Origin of the sequence: Enterobacter sp. CGMCC 5087 (assembly GCF_003144775.1) — a bacterium.
In the GTDB taxonomy this organism is placed as follows: Bacteria; Pseudomonadota; Gammaproteobacteria; order Enterobacterales; family Enterobacteriaceae; genus Enterobacter; species Enterobacter cloacae_M.
Window position 1 is genome coordinate 42,462 of the sequence record NZ_QFXN01000066.1, and the last position, 16,953, is coordinate 59,414.

The following is a 16,953-nucleotide window of genomic DNA, read 5'->3' on the forward strand; positions in this document are numbered from 1 at the left end:
TGGGAGAGGGTTGGGTGAGGGCATCAGGCCGCACGTTTGATTCACCATTCCCACAACTTCGACGGCGTCACCACCGCCGGCAACGGCACATCCCACTTCTCCACCGGCAACGCCTCCACGCCCTGACAATCATGCGCATAGCCCACCGGCTGCAACCCGTACTGCTGCCAGTTTTGCAGCGTTCGGTCATAAAAACCGCCGCCCATCCCTAAACGCTGGCCCTGTTCATCAAACGCCACCAGCGGCGTAATCAGCACATCCAGCTGTGACAGCGGGAGCACGTCGCGCACGTCGAGTTTCGGTTCGGTGATTTTCAGGCGATTTACCACCAGTTCGCTGTGCGGATGGTAGTGCAGAAAAAGCAAATTACCTTCGCTGAACGGGTGCAGCACCGGCAGATAGACCTTCTTCCCGGCGCGCCAGAGCTGTTCTATCAGCGGTTGGGTATCCAGCTCTCCATCAAATGACAGAAACAGCGCAACGGTGTGCGCCATCACGACAGGGGGATACGCCATCATACGGGCGGCGGCCTGCTGGGCAAAATGCGCTTGCTGATCGGCGGTTAACGCACGGCGGCGCTGACGAATTAACTGACGGATGTCCTGGCGTGAAGCAGAAACTTCAGGGAATTGGGTCATGGTAGTCGGTAGAAGAAAAGAGAGGGAATCTCCGAGATGCCGCCGCAGGCTGTAACCCTTGAACCCTTGGTTCAAGGTGAATGTGTCGTCATAGTTTTAAGGCTTCTCGGACGGACCGAGCATGCTCACCAACCATGGAGCGCCACATTCTTGTGGTATGAAATATCGGCTCAGGGGACTGGCCCGCTTGCGAACATCTCAGAGAAATTTTGTCTTCACAGTTACTCTACCATAGTCAACTGAGAAGTGTTATTCAAACTTTGGTCCCGGTCTTTCGGGATTGCGACCTTGATCAAGCAATGCCTGTTCTATGGTCTGCTGGAGCATTTTAATGCGCTGCTCCATGCTTGCCGCGTAGTCGCGGGTCTTCGCTTTTTCCTGAGTCAGTTCATAGCTGATGTTCAACGCGGCGATGAAAACCAGCTGCTCAGTATTTGTGACTCTAGTGCGTTCTTTTAGATCTTGCAACCGCTGATTCAAATCGTCCGCTGCCTGATTCAAAGCATCCCTTTGTTCAGGCGGACAATTCACTCGCAGTGAACGGCCAAAAATCTGGAGATCGACGGGTTGTGCAGACATGCCACCTTCCTGCTGATTGACTGCGCTGCCTTCGCTTACTGCCCCGGGGGCTGCGAAGGGGCGACACTATAGCTACCCTGATGTGAAGATACAAGCCCTTTTCTGGTATCACCAGGGTCCAAAGTGGTAGCATATCATGAAACTTCCCCCCTTTGATGACGAATGCTCATGTCTATACAGAACGAAATGCCTGGTTACAAGGATTTAAACCAGTTACTGAACCAGCAGGGAATCGGTTTAACCCCTGCCGAAATGCACGGTCTGATCAGTGGCATGCTGTGCGGCGGAAACAGCGACAGCTCATGGCAGCCGCTGATCCACGACCTCACGAATGAAGGGCTGGCGTTTGGTCACGAGCTGGCGGAAGCGCTGCGTAAAATGCACGCTGCAACCAGCGATTCGCTGGAAGACGATGGCTTCCTTTTTCAGCTTTATCTGCCTGAAGGCGACGACGTCAGCGTGTTCGATCGCGCCGATGCGCTGGCCGGCTGGGTAAACCACTATCTGCTGGGGCTGGGCGTGACGCAGCCTAAACTCGATAAAGTGACCGGCGAAGCGGGTGAGGCGATCGACGACCTGCGTAACATCGCCCAGCTCGGCTACGATGAAGACGAAGACCAGGAAGAGCTGGAAATGTCTCTTGAAGAGATTATCGAGTACGTGCGCGTGGCGGCATTGCTATGCCACGACAACTTCACGCGCTCTCAGCCGACCGCGCCGGAAGTCCGCAAGCCAACCTTACATTAAGAAAAATAACGCACAGGAGGGTGTCATGGTTATGTCGAGTCAAGAGTATTCGCGCCGCCGTCAGGCGCTGCTGGCAACAATGCAGCCGGGCAGCGCCGCGCTGATTTTTGCTGCGCCCGAAGTCACGCGCAGCGCCGACAGCGAATATCCCTATCGCCAGAGCAGCGATTTCTGGTACTTCACCGGCTTTAACGAGCCGGAAGCGGTGCTGGTGCTGATTAAGAGCAATGACACCCACAACCACAGCGTGATTTTCAACCGCGTGCGCGATCTGACAGCCGAAATCTGGTTTGGCCGCCGCTTAGGCCAGGAGGCCGCACCGGCGAAGCTGGGCGTTGACCGCGCGCTGGCGTTTAGCGAAATCAACCAGCAGCTCTATCAGCTGCTTAACGGCCTCGACGTGCTCTATCACGCGCAGGGCGAATATGCCTACGCCGATGAGATTGTTTTCACCGCGCTGGATAAGCTGCGCAAAGGCTCGCGGCAGAACCTGTCCGCGCCGGCCACGCTGACGGACTGGCGTCCGGTGGTGCATGAAATGCGCCTGTTCAAGTCAGAAGAAGAACTAAATTTGATGCGTCGTGCGGGCGAAATCAGCGCCCTGGCGCACACCCGCGCCATGGAAAAGTGCCGTCCCGGGATGTTCGAATACCAGCTGGAAGGCGAAATTCATCACGAATTTAACCGCCACGGCGCGCGTTATCCCTCTTACAACACCATTGTTGGCGGCGGAGAAAACGGCTGCATTCTGCACTACACCGAAAACGAAAGCGCGCTGCGCGACGGCGATCTGGTGCTGATTGACGCCGGCTGCGAATACCAGGGCTACGCGGGGGACATCACTCGTACTTTCCCGGTGAACGGGAAATTCTCACCGGCACAGCGCGCCATTTACGACATTGTCCTGGAATCGCTTGAGGCGGCGATCAGGCTGTATCGTCCCGGTACCTCCATGCAGGAAGTGACCGGCGAAGTGGTGCGCATCATAATTACCGGCCTGGTCAGGCTCGGGATCCTGAAAGGAGAGGTCGACACCCTGATCGCTGAAAATGCGCATCGACCGTATTTCATGCACGGCCTGAGCCACTGGCTGGGGCTGGATGTACATGACGTTGGCGCGTACGGCACGGACCGCTCGCGCGTGCTGGAGCCGGGCATGGTGTTAACCGTGGAGCCAGGCCTGTATATCGCGCCGGATGCCGACGTGCCTGAGGAGTACCGCGGGATTGGCATTCGTATTGAAGATGACATCGTCATTACCGAAACCGGTAACGAAAACCTGACCGCGAGCGTCGTGAAAAACGCTGACGATATCGAGGCGCTGATGGCAGCGGCACGCGCATGAGCGTGATTATCGTTGGCGGCGGCATGACCGGGGCCACGCTGGCGCTGGCCATTTCGCATTTGACGCAGGGGCAGCTTGCGGTGCACCTGGTGGAAGCCGTTGCGCCGCAGGCAAAGAATCATCCCGGTTTTGATTCCCGCGCCATTGCCCTGGCGCAGGGTACCTGTCAGCAACTGTCCCGCATTGGCATCTGGCAGGCCATCGCCGATTGCGCGACGGCAATTAAAACCGTTCACGTAAGCGATCGCGGTCATGCTGGCTTTGTCACGCTGGACGCGCAGGATTATCGCATTGACGCGCTGGGTCAGGTTGTTGAGCTACACGACGTCGGATTGCGTCTGTTCCGCCTGCTCCAGGATGCGCCGGGCGTCACGCTGCATTGTCCAGCGCGCGTGGCCGGCGTGAGCCGCAGTGAGGCGTCGGTCAGCGTAACGCTGGAAAACGGCACCGAGCTTGAAGGCCAGCTTCTGGTCGCCGCGGACGGCTCGCGCTCATCGCTCGGCGCCCAGTGTGGTGTGGAGTGGCGTCAGCAGCCTTACGGGCAGGTTGCGGTCATTGCCAACGTCTCTACCGCAGCTGAACACCGCGGCAGGGCGTTTGAACGCTTTACGCAGCATGGCCCGCTGGCGATGCTGCCGATGTCGGACGGGCGGTGTTCTCTGGTCTGGTGCCATCCGCAGGATAAGGCCGAAGAGGTTAAAGCCTGGTCCGACGAACGTTTTTGTTCCGAGCTGCAGAAAGCCTTTGGCTGGCGGCTGGGGCGTATTACCCATGCGGGGAAACGTGCGGTCTATCCGCTGTCGTTAACCACCGCATCGCAGTCTGTTTCTCACCGCGTGGCGCTGGTCGGCAACGCCGCGCAGACATTACATCCGATTGCCGGACAAGGATTCAACCTTGGCCTGCGGGATGTTATGAGCCTGGCGGAAACCCTTTCACAGGCGTGGGGCGAGCAAAAAGACTGTGGCGCTTATTCGGTGCTAAGCCATTACCAGAAACGACGTCAGGCCGATAAAGAGGCGACGATTGGCGTTACCGACGGCTTAGTCCATCTCTTTGCCAATCGCTGGGCGCCGCTGGTTGCAGGTCGCAACCTCGGGCTGATGGCGATGGAATTATTCATTCCGGCACGTGACGTGCTGGCGCAGCGGACTCTTGGTTGGGTCGCGCGTTAAGGAGTTATCACCGTGCAAAATGTTGATGTCGCCATCGTTGGCGGCGGTATGGTTGGACTGGCGCTGGCCTGTGGTTTACAGGGCAGCGGCCTGCGCGTGGCGGTGCTGGAGCAAAAGCAGCCTCAGCCCGTTGCGCCAGATGCCCCGCCGGAACTCCGCGTCTCGGCGATCAATGCCGCCAGCGAGAAACTGCTGGCGCACCTTGGCGTCTGGGCAGATATTGTGGCGCAGCGCGCAAGCTGCTATCACGGCATGGAAGTGTGGGATAAAGACAGCTTTGGTCATATTGCTTTTGATGATGAAAGCATGGGCTACAGCCATCTGGGTCATATCGTCGAAAACGCGGTGATCCACCACGCGCTGTGGCAGAAAGCACAGCAGAGCAGTGACGTGACCCTGATTGCGCCTGCGCAGGTCCAGCAGGTGGCGTGGGGTGAAAACGAGGCGTTTATCACCTTACAGAGCGGCGACATGCTGACCGCGCGTCTGGTGGTCGGTGCTGACGGTGCTAACTCCTGGCTGCGCAACAAAGCCGATATTCCGCTGACCTTCTGGGATTACCGCCATCATGCTCTGGTGGCAACGATCCGAACAGAGGAGCCGCACGGCGGCGTGGCGCGGCAGATTTTCCACAACGACGGCATTCTGGCGTTCCTGCCGCTTGCCGATCCGCACCTGTGCTCGATTGTCTGGTCCCTGGTGCCTGAAAAAGCCCTGCTGATGCAGGAGGCGGAGCCGGACGCCTTTAACCAGGCGCTGTGCATGGCGTTTGATAACCGCCTTGGCTTATGCGCCCTTGAAAGCGAGCGGCAGGTGTTCCCGTTAACCGGCCGCTACGCGCGTCAGTTTGCGGCGCACCGTCTGGCGCTGGTCGGTGATGCGGCGCATACCATTCATCCGCTGGCCGGGCAGGGCGTTAACCTTGGCTTTATGGACGCGGCGGAGCTGGTTGAGGAACTGCGTCGCCTGCATCGCGAAGGCAAAGATATCGGCCAGCATCTCTACCTGCGTCGCTACGAGCGCAGCCGCAAGCACAGTGCGGCGATGATGCTGGCGGGCATGCAGGGCTTCCGCGAGCTGTTTGCCGGGGCGAATCCGGCAAAAAAACTGCTGCGCGACATTGGCCTCAAGCTTGCTGACACCCTTCCGGGTGTTAAACCTCAACTCCTCCGTCAGGCGATGGGTCTTAACGACCTGCCGGACTGGCTGCGTTAATTTAGACCCCCGTCACACTTTATTTTCCCGGCCTCTGCGCCGGGGAAATACCCTCGTTTGAAATATTCTAATTTCACGTCATTTTTCGCATTAGAAAATCTAATCTACGAGATTTTATGTTACGGAAATTCGGCCCGTTTTTCCGGACGAAATATCACCATGTGCTAAATCCTGTTAGATCATTGTTAATTTTGTGCGGTGTTAATCGCATTTTTCCAGTGAATAACTCTGTAGGCTTTTTAGCGTTTTTTGGTCATAAGCTAATGTGATGACCCGTTTTACCTTATGGTTAACCGCCGGTTTCGGTGGTAAGTTCGGGTAAAAGAGAACGTTTGCGTCGGCGCCAGGTAACGGGGCCGATACCGGGTTTCACGGTGAATTTTCAACGAGGACAAGATGGCTCAACAGACTCCTTTGTACGAACAACACGTGTTATGCGGCGCCCGCATGGTGGACTTCCATGGCTGGATGATGCCGCTGCACTACGGCTCGCAGATTGATGAGCACCACGCGGTGCGCACCGATGCCGGTATGTTCGACGTGTCCCACATGACGATTGTCGATCTGCGCGGTAGCCGCACCCGGGAGTTTTTGCGTTATCTGCTGGCAAATGACGTCGCCAAACTGAAGACACCGGGTAAAGCACTCTATACCGGCATGCTGAATGCCTCGGGCGGCGTGATTGATGACCTTATCGTCTATTACTTCACTGAAGATTTCTTCCGCCTCGTTGTCAACTCCGCCACCCGCGAAAAAGACCTCTCCTGGATCACCCAACACGCCGAACCTTATGCCATCGACATCGCCGTCCGTGACGATCTGTCGCTGATCGCCGTACAGGGGCCGAACGCGCAGGCGAAAGCCGCGTCTCTGTTTAACGACGAGCAACGCAAAGCAACCGAAGGCATGAAGCCGTTCTTCGGCGTGCAGGCGGGCGATCTGTTTATCGCCACCACCGGCTACACCGGTGAAGCGGGCTACGAAATTGCCATGCCGAACGAGAAGGCCGCTGATTTCTGGCGTGCGCTGGTGGAAGCGGGCGTGAAGCCTGCGGGTCTGGGCGCGCGCGATACGCTGCGTCTGGAAGCGGGAATGAACCTCTACGGTCAGGAGATGGATGAAGGCGTCTCTCCGCTGGCCGCCAACATGGGCTGGACCATCGCATGGGAACCGGCTGACCGTGACTTTATTGGCCGTGAAGCGCTGGAGCTGCAGCGCGAGAAGGGCACTGAACAGCTGGTGGGGCTGGTGATGACCGAGAAGGGCGTGCTGCGCGGTGAACTGCCGGTGCGCTTCACCGATGCCGACGGCAATCCTCGCGAAGGCGTGATCACCAGCGGTACCTTCTCCCCGACGCTGGGCTACAGTATTGCACTGGCACGCGTGCCGGCGGGCATTGGCGAAACAGCGGTGGTGCAAATCCGCAACCGCGAAATGCCGGTCAACGTGACCAAACCGATTTTTGTTCGCGCCGGTAAGCCGGTCGCCTAATCATTCTTATCAGGAGAACTTCAATGAGCAATGTGCCAGCAGAACTGAAATACAGCAAAGAACACGAGTGGCTGCGCAAAGAGGCGGACGGCACTTACACCGTAGGGATCACCGAGCACGCGCAAGAGCTGCTGGGCGACATGGTGTTTGTTGACCTGCCTGACGTGGGCACGACCGTTAGCGCGGGCGACGACTGCGCCGTGGCGGAGTCCGTAAAAGCGGCTTCTGATATCTACGCTCCAGTAAGCGGCGAAATCGTTGCCGTCAACGACGCGCTGAGCGATTCGCCAGAGCTGGTGAACAGCGAGCCTTATGAAGGCGGCTGGATCTTCAAGATCAAAGCCAGCGACGAATCTCAGGTTGCCGCGCTGCTGGATGCGACCGCGTACGAAGCACTGTTAGAAGACGAGTAATCGTTTATCCCCCTCTCCTTTCAGGAGAGGGCAGGGGCGAGGGTGCCCATCTTCCCCTCGCCCTAACCCTCTCCCAGAGGGAGAGGGAACTTAAATTCACTGCACGTTTCAGGAACCATCGCTCATGACACAGACTTTAAGCCAGCTTGAAAACCGTGGCGCCTTCATTGAACGTCACATTGGGCCGGATGCTCAGCAACAGCAGGAGATGCTGAAGACAGTTGGCGCGGATTCATTAAACGCACTGATCGGCCAGATTGTGCCAAAAGACATCCAGCTTGCCACGCCGCCTCAGGTGGGGGAAGCCACCACGGAATTCGCCGCGCTGGCGGAGCTGAAGGCTATCGCAGGCCTGAACAAGCGCTATAAGTCTTACATTGGCATGGGCTACACCAACGTGCAGTTACCGCCGGTTATCCTGCGCAACATGCTGGAAAACCCGGGCTGGTACACCGCTTACACCCCGTATCAGCCGGAAGTCTCCCAGGGCCGTCTGGAAGCGCTGCTGAACTTCCAGCAGGTGACGCTGGATCTGACCGGTATGGATATTGCCTCCGCCTCGCTGCTGGATGAAGCGACCGCCGCCGCCGAAGCAATGGCGATGGCCAAGCGCGTGAGCAAGCTGAAAAATGCCAACCGCTTCTTCGTGGCGGCGGACGTGCATCCCCAGACGCTGGACGTGGTGCGCACTCGCGCTGAAACCTTCGGCTTTGACGTGATCGTCGACGACGCCGACAAAGTGCTGGATCACCAGGACGTCTTCGGCGTGCTGCTGCAGCAGGTGGGGACAACGGGCGAAGTTCACGACTACGGCGCACTGATTGCCGAGCTGAAAACCCGCAAAGTGGTTGTCAGCGTTGCCGCCGATTTTATGGCGCTGGTGCTGCTGACGGCGCCGGGTAAACAGGGCGCAGATATCGTCTTCGGTTCAGCGCAACGCTTCGGCGTGCCGATGGGCTACGGCGGCCCGCACGCGGCGTTCTTCGGCGCGAAAGATGAATTCAAACGCTCTATGCCTGGCCGCATCATCGGCGTCTCAAAAGACGCTGCCGGTAACACCGCGCTGCGCATGGCGATGCAAACCCGCGAGCAACACATCCGCCGCGAGAAAGCGAACTCCAACATCTGTACCTCCCAGGTGCTGCTGGCAAACATCGCCAGCCTGTACGCCGTGTTCCACGGCCCGGCTGGTCTGAAACGCATTGCCAGCCGCATTCACCGCCTGGCCGATATTCTGGCCTGCGGTCTGCAGCAGAAAGGCCTTAAGCTGCGCCACGCTCACTACTTCGACACCCTGTGTGTGGAAGTGGCGGACAAAGCGGCCGTGCTGGCGCGCGCGAATGCAGCAGAGATCAACCTGCGCAGCGACATCCACAACGCCGTCGGCATTACGCTGGATGAAAGCACCACCCGCGACGATATCCTGAACCTGTTCAGCGTGTTGCTGGGTGACGCGCACGGTCTGGACATTGACGCACTCGACAAAGAGGTCGCGCTCGACAGCCGCTCCATTCAGGAAAGCATGCTGCGTAACGATGCGATCCTGACGCATCCGGTCTTTAATCGCTATCACAGCGAAACCGAGATGATGCGCTATATGCATTCTCTGGAGCGCAAGGATCTGGCGCTGAACCAGGCGATGATCCCGCTGGGCTCCTGCACCATGAAGCTGAACGCCGCGGCAGAGATGATCCCGATCACCTGGCCTGAATTCTCCGAGCTGCACCCGTTCTGCCCGCCAGAGCAGGCGGAAGGTTATCATATGATGATCAACCAGCTTTCCGACTGGCTGGTGAAGCTGACCGGTTATGACGCGCTCTGCATGCAGCCAAACTCCGGCGCGCAGGGCGAATACGCGGGCCTGCTGGCGATCCGTCACTATCACGAAAGCCGCAACGAAGGTCACCGCGATATCTGCCTGATCCCAAGCTCTGCCCACGGTACCAACCCGGCTTCTGCCCAGATGGCGGGCATGGAAGTGGTGGTGGTTGCGTGCGATAAAAATGGCAACATCGATCTGGCCGACCTGCGCGCGAAAGCCGAGCAGGCGGGCGACAAGCTCTCCTGCATCATGGTGACCTACCCGTCTACCCACGGCGTGTACGAAGAAACTATCCGTGAAGTGTGCGAAGTGGTGCACCAGTTCGGCGGTCAGGTTTACCTCGACGGCGCGAACATGAACGCCCAGGTGGGCATTACCTCTCCGGGCTTTATCGGCGCGGACGTATCGCACCTGAACCTGCACAAAACCTTCTGCATCCCGCACGGCGGTGGCGGCCCGGGCATGGGCCCAATCGGCGTGAAAGCGCATCTGGCCCCGTTTGTCCCAGGCCACAGCGTTGTGCAGATTGAAGGCATGCTGACCCGTCAGGGCGCGGTCTCTGCGGCACCGTTCGGCAGCGCCTCTATCCTGCCAATCAGCTGGATGTACATCCGCATGATGGGCGCGGAAGGACTGAAGCAGGCGAGCCAGGTAGCCATTCTGAACGCCAACTATATTGCGACGCGCCTGAAGTCCGCCTTCCCGGTGCTCTATACCGGCCGCGACGGTCGCGTGGCGCACGAGTGTATCCTCGATATTCGTCCTCTGAAAGAAGCTACGGGCATCAGCGAACTGGATATCGCCAAGCGTCTGATCGACTACGGCTTCCACGCGCCAACCATGTCGTTCCCGGTTGCGGGTACGCTGATGGTTGAGCCGACCGAGTCTGAAAGCAAGGCCGAGCTGGACCGCTTTATCGACGCAATGCTGGCGATCCGCATGGAGATCGACCGCGTGCAGGACGGCGAGTGGACGCTGGAAGATAACCCGCTGGTCAACGCTCCGCATACCCAGCATGAGATGGTATCCGAGTGGAACCACGGCTATTCCCGCGAGCTGGCTGTCTTCCCGGCAGGCGTGGCAAACAAATACTGGCCGACCGTGAAGCGTCTTGATGACGTCTACGGCGACCGTAACCTGTTCTGCTCCTGCGTGCCGATGAGCGAATACCAGTAATATTGCTGATGTAGTAACGTAGGCCGGGTAAGGCGAAGCCGCCACCCGGCTTTTTTATTGGGAGAAGAAAATGGCAATAGCACTGGTCACCGGCGCCAGCCGGGGCATTGGGAAAGCCACCGCGCTGCAGCTGGCGCGCGAAGGCTACACCGTAGCGGTGAACTATCATCACAACATTAAAGCCGCGACGGACGTGATCAACCAGATCGTTGAAGCGGGCGGTAAAGCCTTTGCCGTCCGCGCAGATATCAGTGATGAAGCCCAGGTGCTAGCGATGTTTGACGGCCTCGATCGTGAAGGCGAGCCGCTTCGTGCGCTGGTCAATAATGCGGGGATTCTGTTTGAGCAATCCACTATCGAGAACCTCTCCGCTGAGCGCATTAACCGCGTCCTGGCGACCAACGTCACGGGCTACTTTCTCTGCTGCCGGGAAGCGGTAAAACGCATGTCCTTCAGGCATGGCGGCAAGGGCGGGGCGATAGTGAACGTCTCTTCCGCCGCGTCGCGCCTGGGCGCGCCGGGTGAATATGTGGATTATGCCGCGTCGAAGGGCGCAGTGGATTCTCTGACAACCGGTTTAGCTCTGGAGGTTGCGGCGCAGGGTATTCGCGTCAACTGCGTACGTCCGGGGCTGATTTATACCGATATTCATGCGTCCGGCGGAGAGCCGGGGCGAGTGGATCGCGTGAAATCCTTGCTGCCGATGCAGCGCGGCGGCCAGCCGGAAGAGGTGGCGCAGGCGATTGTCTGGCTGCTGAGCGAGAAGGCGTCGTACGTGACGGGCAGTTTTATTGAGCTAGCGGGCGGGAAGTAGACCCCTCAACCTAACCCTCTCCCAAAGGGAGAGGGGATCAAGCGTAGCGCCGCCCGGCGCTACAGTTTCTCGCCGTTGCTGGCAATCACGCCCTTATACCACTCGAAGCTTTTCTTGCGCGAACGCGACATGTCGCCCGTGCCGTCGTCGTGCTTGTTCACGTAGATAAAGCCGTAGCGCTTGCTGTACTGGCCGGTGGTGAACGACACGCAGTCGATGCAGCCCCATGGCGTATAGCCCATCAGATCCACGCCGTCGTGCGTCACGGCTTTGATCATCTCTTCCACGTGGGCACGCAGGTAGTCGATACGATAGTCGTCGTTGATGCTGCCGTCTTCTTCTACCTTATCGTAGGCGCCGAACCCGTTTTCCACGATAAACAGCGGCTTCTGATAACGCTCGTACAGTTCGCACAGGGAATAACGCAGGCCTACCGGATCGATCTGCCAGCCCCAGTCAGAAGCCTTAACGTGCGGGTTCGGCACGCTGCCTTCGAAACCCGAAATCGCATCGCCGGTCCCGCCTTCCGCTTTCACCGCGTTGGTCATGTAGTAGCTGAAACCTAAGTAGTCGCAGGTACCTTCACGCAGGATCTGCTCGTCGCCTGCCTCCATTTTTATGGAGAAGCCGCGGCGCTCCCACTCGTTCAGCACGTAGGACGGGTAGTATCCGCGCAGCTGGACGTCGGTAAAGACATAACGCTCGCGCATGGATTCCTGGGCGAACATCACGTCTTCCGGTTTGCAGGAGAACGGATAGAGCGCCACCATGGCCAGCATGCAGCCAACTTTCATCTCAGGGTTGATGCGGCGCGCGGCTTTCACCGCCAGGGCGCTGGCCACAAACTGGTGGTGCAGGACCTGGTACATGGTCTCTTCCGGATTGTCATGTTCGGTATAGACCACGCCCGAGCAGCAGTACCCGAACAGCGGCGCGCGCCAGTTACGCTGGTTATTGATTTCGTTGAAGGTCATCCAGTATTTGACCTTGTTTTTGTAGCGCTCAAAAACCACTTCCGCGAAGCGCACAAAGAAATCGACCACTTTACGGTTGGTCCAGCTACCGTACTCCTGCACCAGGTGCAGCGGCATTTCGAAGTGGGAGAGGGTGATCACCGGTTCGATGTTGTATTTCAGCAGCTCGTCGAACATGTCGTCGTAGAACTTCAGCCCCTCTTCGTTTGGCTGCGTTTCGTCACCTTTCGGGAAGATGCGCGTCCAGGCGATAGAGGTGCGGAAGCACTTGAAACCCATCTCGGCAAACAGCTTGATGTCTTCTTTATAGCGGCCGTGGAAGTCGATGGCCTCGTGGTTTGGATAGTATTTACCCGGCACTACTTCCTGGGTGATTTCGCGCGGGACGCCGTGCGCGCCGCCGGTCAATACGTCACAAATGCTTGGCCCTTTGCCGCCTTTGTTCCAGCCGCCTTCAACCTGGTGAGCGGCAACCGCGCCGCCCCATAAAAAATCTTTTGGTAAGGTTAATTTTTTCATCGCTGCTCTTCTCAATAAATGGCTTATTGGCATCGAGTCTAGCAAAGCGAAATTGAATGTCACGATATAACAATTCACAGTAAATGTGATTTGTCACATCAAAAAAACAGGGTGTTTTATTCTGTGAGTTTCTTCGCCAGTTTACGTCCGAGAGATTCCAGAATATAAATGACGGGAATTTGCGTGGTGATGTCGTAGACGCCTGCAATACGCGTCTGAGGAACATGCCAGGAGAGATTAAAGTCCGCCAGTTTTGCGAGACGCGAGTGCTCGTGGCTGGTTATCGAGAGCACCTTGCAGTGATGCAGGCTGAACTGGCTGGCGAAGCGCAGGATCTCCTCGGTCTCGCCCGAGACGGAAAGCACAATCGCCAGCGCATTTTTCGCCATATCATTGGTGACCGGGAAATAAGGATCATCAATATGATTACTGAATTTCCCGATATTAGAAAAGAAGCGTGCGCCATATTTTGCCAGCGAACCCGATGTTCCGGCACCGACAAATATAATTCGCTCTGACGATAAAATAATATCAACCGCCTTATCTAATAACGCATCGAACTCTTCATTATTCACGCTTTTAAAAAAGCTGATAATTTCGCTGGCACCGAAATTTGCCTGCTGGGGCTCGTTCTGTTCAAGATAAAGCTTAAAGCGCACCCGAAATTCAGAATACCCTTCGCAGTTAAGCTTGCGGCAAAAGCGCAGGATGGTGGTGGTTGAGACGTCTGCCGCATCCGCCAGCTCGCGGATGGTCATGTACATCACTTTGTCACGATTTTTTATGACATAGTTGTAGACCATCATCTCCAGGTTATTGAGACTGGCAATGGCGGAATGGGAGAACATGCTCACAATGGCTACACTCACTCATCAGACTTTTCTTCAGGGAATAATAACATGCAGCCAAACGACATCACTTTTTTTCAGCGTTTTCAGGACGACATTCTGGCCGGACGTAAAACCATCACTATCCGGGATAAAAGTGAATCCCATTTCAAAACCGGCGATATCCTGCGGGTGGGGCGTTATGAGGATGATGGTTATTTTTGCACCATCGAAGTAACGGGAACGTCAACCGTTACGTTCGATACATTGACGCAAAAACATGCTGAACAGGAGAACATGACCCTGGATGCATTGAAAAACGTGATCTCAGAGATCTACCCCAGGCAGAACCAGTTTTATGTGATTGATTTTAAATGTTTATAATTAAAATCGAAACGCACGTTCGCTGAAATTAAAGTGTAACTGTCTGATTGTAATTTAGAAACGTTATGTTTAACTTTATTTTGGCTAACAGGTGTTCACTGGAATCATTCTCAGTTAGCATAGTTATGCGATGAATAATCATCTTTTGTTTTCCCGGAGTTTTGTATGGTGAGTAGACCATTAATCGCACAGGGATATTCGCTGGCTGAGGAAGTAGCCAACAGCATCAGCCACGGCATTGGCCTGGTGTTTGGGATTGTCGGCTTAGTGTTATTGCTGGTGCAGGCGGTGGACGCCAATGCCAGCGCGATGGCCATTACCAGCTACAGCCTGTATGGCGGGAGTATGATCCTGCTGTTCCTGGCCTCGACGCTGTATCACGCGATCCCGCATCAGCGGGCCAAAATGTGGCTCAAGAAGTTTGACCACTGCGCTATCTATCTTCTGATTGCAGGCACCTACACGCCGTTTTTGCTGGTGGGGCTCAACTCACCGCTGTCGCGTGGCCTGATGATTGTTATCTGGAGCCTGGCACTGCTGGGGATCCTGTTTAAGCTGACCATCGCGCACCGGTTTAAGGTGCTGTCACTGGTCACCTATCTGACAATGGGCTGGCTGTCGCTGATTGTGGTGTATCAACTGGCGGTCAAACTGTCGGTAGGGGGCGTGACGCTTCTGGCCTTAGGCGGCGTGGTGTACTCGCTCGGCGTGATTTTCTACGTCTGCAAGCGCATCCCATACAACCATGCCATCTGGCACGGCTTTGTGCTGGGCGGCAGCGTATGCCATTTTTTGGCGATCTATTTGTACGTGGGGCAGGTGTAGTTTTTTCCACCGTGCTGGCGGTTGCCCTCACTCCGGCCCTCTCCCACAGGGAGAGGGAGGGCACCTGGATACGATTACTCTTCTAACGAATATGGCAACGGCTCGATGCTCAGCGTGTTCGCATCGTCACGCACGCGGAACACGCTGTCGGCTTCCATGTCGTTGTTCATGACGGCCTGAACCAAAAGACGTCCATCATCCAGCTGTACGGCGGCTAACACGGTGCCGGTGCGGCGCCAGTTATCACCCATCTTCAGCTCTAAGTCTTCACCCGCTTCAGGTACACGGCTGGCATGGCCTGCCAGCGTCCACAGCGCTCGTTTGTTTGCGCCGCGGAATTTTGCACGCGCCACCATCTCCTGGCCGGTGTAACAGCCCTTTTTAAAGCTGATACCTCCCAGTGCCTGCAGGTTCGTTGCCTGAGGAATAAACTGCGCGCTGTTTGCTGCGTCAATCACCGGCAGACCCGCTTCGATGTTCAGCGCGAGCCACTGCTGACTATTGTTGAGCTGCGCTTCGCCGCGCAGCGCTTCGGTCACGCGTTCGGCCGTTGCCGCATCCGTGACTAACAGGAAACGCTCCGCCGGGTGTTCAAACCACAGGATGGAGGTTGCGCCTTCGCTGACCACCTGCTTTTCTGCATCCGGCAGTTCGCTGAAGAGATTTTTCAGGGCCGCACGCGCCTGGAAACCGGCCACTCCCAACAGGACATGTTCGTCGTCCGGGGCGATAGTGACTTTGGAGAAGACCGCGTACTTCTTCAGCTCTTTGAGCTGGGCCTCTTGCAGGCTGCGGCGCTCAATAAAGGCAAAGCCGTCCTGACGGCGGAAGAGGCGCAGGTTGCTCCACATTTTGCCTTTTGGGTCGCAATGCGCGGCCAGCAGGTGCTGATGCTCGGTCATCTGGCTGACGTCGGCGGTCACCTGGCCCTGCAGATATTTTTCGGCGTCGGCACCGGTGAGCGTTGCCAGCGCCCAGTCATCAAGAGAAATAAGCGTCAGCGGCAGACGCGCAGAGGCGGCGGGCTGGCGAGGAGAAAATGGTGTAAATGCCATAACGATATCCTGAATTGCTTAACGCTTTGATAATGCCTAATGGTAAAAGAGCCTGCAGGCAATGCAAGCGCTTTCAACAGACCATTTGTGCCCTAAACCGGTTATGCGTAGCGCTACGCAAAATAATGTAATCCGCTGTCTTTGTAGGGATTATTCTGGAAGCCTGCTCGGCGATCGCAATATTCCAGTAATGAAACGGTCAAAAACACGTTACACTAGCTGGTGTCCCCGTAGAGAAATAAAAAAGACTGAACGGGGTACCGACTGTGCCAAACGTAATGCAGGAAACTGAACATGGATATTAACAACAAGGCCCGTATTCACTGGGCGTGCCGTCGCGGCATGCGTGAACTTGATATTTCCATCATGCCTTTCTTCGAATATGAGTATGACAGCTTAAGCGATGATGATAAGCGTCTGTTTGTTCGCCTGCTTGAGTCTGACGATCCGGATTTATTCAACTGGCTGATGAACCACGGCAAACCCGCCGACACCGAGTTGCAACGGATGGTGCAATTAATTCAAACACGGAATCGGGAACGTGGTCCTGTGGCAATCTGATCTTCGCGTCTCGTGGCGCTCGCAGTGGATGTCTTTATTGCTCCACGGCCTGGTTGCGGCCTTTGTTTTACTGATGCCGTGGCCGCTGAGCTATACGCCGCTGTGGCTGCTGTTACTGTCGTTTGTCGTTTTTGACAGCGTACGCAGCCAGCGCCGCATTAATGCCCGTCAGGGAGAGATTAAATTACTGATGGATTCCCGCCTGCGCTGGCAGGGTAAAGAGTGGGATATTCTCGGTATGCCCTGGATGCTCAACTGCGGCATGATGTTACGGTTACGCAAGGTGGACGGCGGGCGTTGCCAGCATCTGTGGCTGGCGGCTGACAGTATGGATGCTGCCGAGTGGCGGGACCTGCGCCGGATGCTGTTGCAACAAACGACGCAGGGGTAATG

General features: G+C 56.7%; 17 protein-coding genes and 1 other RNA gene. 12 read left to right on the forward strand and 6 right to left on the reverse strand.

The features are described from left to right. Positions 1-41 precede the first annotated feature (41 nt). From DEO48_RS05695 to zapA, 3 genes are all read right to left on the reverse strand, one after another. Positions 42-638, reverse strand: a complete 597-nt coding sequence (locus DEO48_RS05695) for a 5-formyltetrahydrofolate cyclo-ligase (protein ID WP_032660084.1) — start codon at positions 636-638, stop codon at positions 42-44. Positions 639-662: 24 nt separating this feature from the next. Further along, positions 663-846, reverse strand: a non-coding RNA gene (ssrS, locus tag DEO48_RS05700) — 6S RNA. 41 nt (positions 847-887) lie between these two features. Continuing rightward, positions 888-1,217 carry a cell division protein ZapA gene (gene zapA / locus DEO48_RS05705; RefSeq protein WP_006811891.1) on the reverse strand — a complete coding sequence of 110 codons (330 nt, stop codon included), beginning with the start codon at positions 1,215-1,217 and terminating at the stop codon, positions 888-890. Positions 1,218-1,385: 168 nt separating this feature from the next. Here zapA and DEO48_RS05715 point away from each other — a divergent pair, with 168 nt between their 5' ends. The 8 genes from DEO48_RS05715 (at position 1,386) to DEO48_RS05755 (ending at position 11,415) form a co-directional block, all read left to right on the forward strand. After that, positions 1,386-1,964 carry a YecA family protein gene (locus tag DEO48_RS05715; RefSeq protein ID WP_023333316.1) on the forward strand — a complete coding sequence of 193 codons (579 nt, stop codon included), beginning with the start codon at positions 1,386-1,388 and terminating at the stop codon, positions 1,962-1,964. A gap of 31 nt (positions 1,965-1,995) precedes the next feature. Further along, positions 1,996-3,309 carry a Xaa-Pro aminopeptidase gene (gene pepP / locus DEO48_RS05720; RefSeq protein ID WP_109844635.1) on the forward strand — a complete coding sequence of 438 codons (1,314 nt, stop codon included), beginning with the start codon at positions 1,996-1,998 and terminating at the stop codon, positions 3,307-3,309. Then, entirely contained in the window at positions 3,306-4,484 is a 1,179-nt protein-coding gene (gene ubiH / locus DEO48_RS05725) for a 2-octaprenyl-6-methoxyphenyl hydroxylase (protein WP_109844600.1), read from the forward strand. Before pepP ends, ubiH begins: the two co-directional genes overlap by 4 nt. A gap of 12 nt (positions 4,485-4,496) precedes the next feature. Then, entirely contained in the window at positions 4,497-5,699 is a 1,203-nt protein-coding gene (ubiI, locus tag DEO48_RS05730; protein ID WP_109844601.1) for an FAD-dependent 2-octaprenylphenol hydroxylase, read from the forward strand. Positions 5,700-6,095: 396 nt separating this feature from the next. After that, a complete protein-coding gene (gene gcvT, locus DEO48_RS05740; protein ID WP_109844602.1) occupies positions 6,096-7,190 on the forward strand; it encodes a glycine cleavage system aminomethyltransferase GcvT in 1,095 nt (364 codons plus the stop codon). Between the two features lie 23 nt (positions 7,191-7,213). After that, on the forward strand, positions 7,214-7,603 hold the full coding sequence (gene gcvH, locus DEO48_RS05745; protein ID WP_008499718.1) for a glycine cleavage system protein GcvH: 390 nt from the start codon (positions 7,214-7,216) through the stop codon (positions 7,601-7,603). Positions 7,604-7,727: 124 nt separating this feature from the next. After that, positions 7,728-10,601: an aminomethyl-transferring glycine dehydrogenase gene (gcvP, locus tag DEO48_RS05750; RefSeq protein WP_109844603.1), complete on the forward strand. Its 2,874-nt coding sequence runs from the start codon at positions 7,728-7,730 to the stop codon at positions 10,599-10,601. 70 nt (positions 10,602-10,671) lie between these two features. Next, a complete protein-coding gene (locus DEO48_RS05755; protein ID WP_109844604.1) occupies positions 10,672-11,415 on the forward strand; it encodes an SDR family oxidoreductase in 744 nt (247 codons plus the stop codon). A gap of 59 nt (positions 11,416-11,474) precedes the next feature. Here the strand turns inward: DEO48_RS05755 and bglA are convergent, their stop codons facing one another. Next, positions 11,475-12,908, reverse strand: coding sequence for a 6-phospho-beta-glucosidase BglA (gene bglA / locus DEO48_RS05760; protein ID WP_109844605.1), 1,434 nt, complete (start codon positions 12,906-12,908; stop codon positions 11,475-11,477). Positions 12,909-13,024: 116 nt separating this feature from the next. Continuing rightward, positions 13,025-13,756, reverse strand: a complete 732-nt coding sequence (locus tag DEO48_RS05765) for a MurR/RpiR family transcriptional regulator (protein ID WP_032660101.1) — start codon at positions 13,754-13,756, stop codon at positions 13,025-13,027. A 51-nt stretch (positions 13,757-13,807) separates the two neighbouring features. On the opposite strand from DEO48_RS05765, the gene yqfB reads away from it, so the two are divergent. Next, positions 13,808-14,119, forward strand: coding sequence for a N(4)-acetylcytidine aminohydrolase (gene yqfB, locus DEO48_RS05770; RefSeq protein ID WP_023309102.1), 312 nt, complete (start codon positions 13,808-13,810; stop codon positions 14,117-14,119). Between the two features lie 165 nt (positions 14,120-14,284). After that, the gene (locus tag DEO48_RS05775; RefSeq protein ID WP_023309101.1) at positions 14,285-14,944 is read left to right on the forward strand and encodes a hemolysin III family protein; all 660 of its coding nucleotides are present in this window, start codon (positions 14,285-14,287) and stop codon (positions 14,942-14,944) included. Positions 14,945-15,018: 74 nt separating this feature from the next. Here the strand turns inward: DEO48_RS05775 and ygfZ are convergent, their stop codons facing one another. Then, positions 15,019-15,999, reverse strand: coding sequence for a tRNA-modifying protein YgfZ (gene ygfZ / locus DEO48_RS05780; protein WP_029739202.1), 981 nt, complete (start codon positions 15,997-15,999; stop codon positions 15,019-15,021). Between the two features lie 294 nt (positions 16,000-16,293). Between ygfZ and sdhE the strand changes: the two genes are divergently transcribed. Both sdhE and DEO48_RS05790 read left to right on the forward strand, forming a co-directional pair. Then, on the forward strand, positions 16,294-16,560 hold the full coding sequence (sdhE, locus tag DEO48_RS05785; protein WP_010435322.1) for an FAD assembly factor SdhE: 267 nt from the start codon (positions 16,294-16,296) through the stop codon (positions 16,558-16,560). Next, positions 16,541-16,951 carry a protein YgfX gene (locus DEO48_RS05790; RefSeq protein ID WP_021242050.1) on the forward strand — a complete coding sequence of 137 codons (411 nt, stop codon included), beginning with the start codon at positions 16,541-16,543 and terminating at the stop codon, positions 16,949-16,951. The genes sdhE and DEO48_RS05790 overlap by 20 nt, the downstream gene beginning before the upstream one ends. Positions 16,952-16,953: the final 2 nt, after the last annotated feature.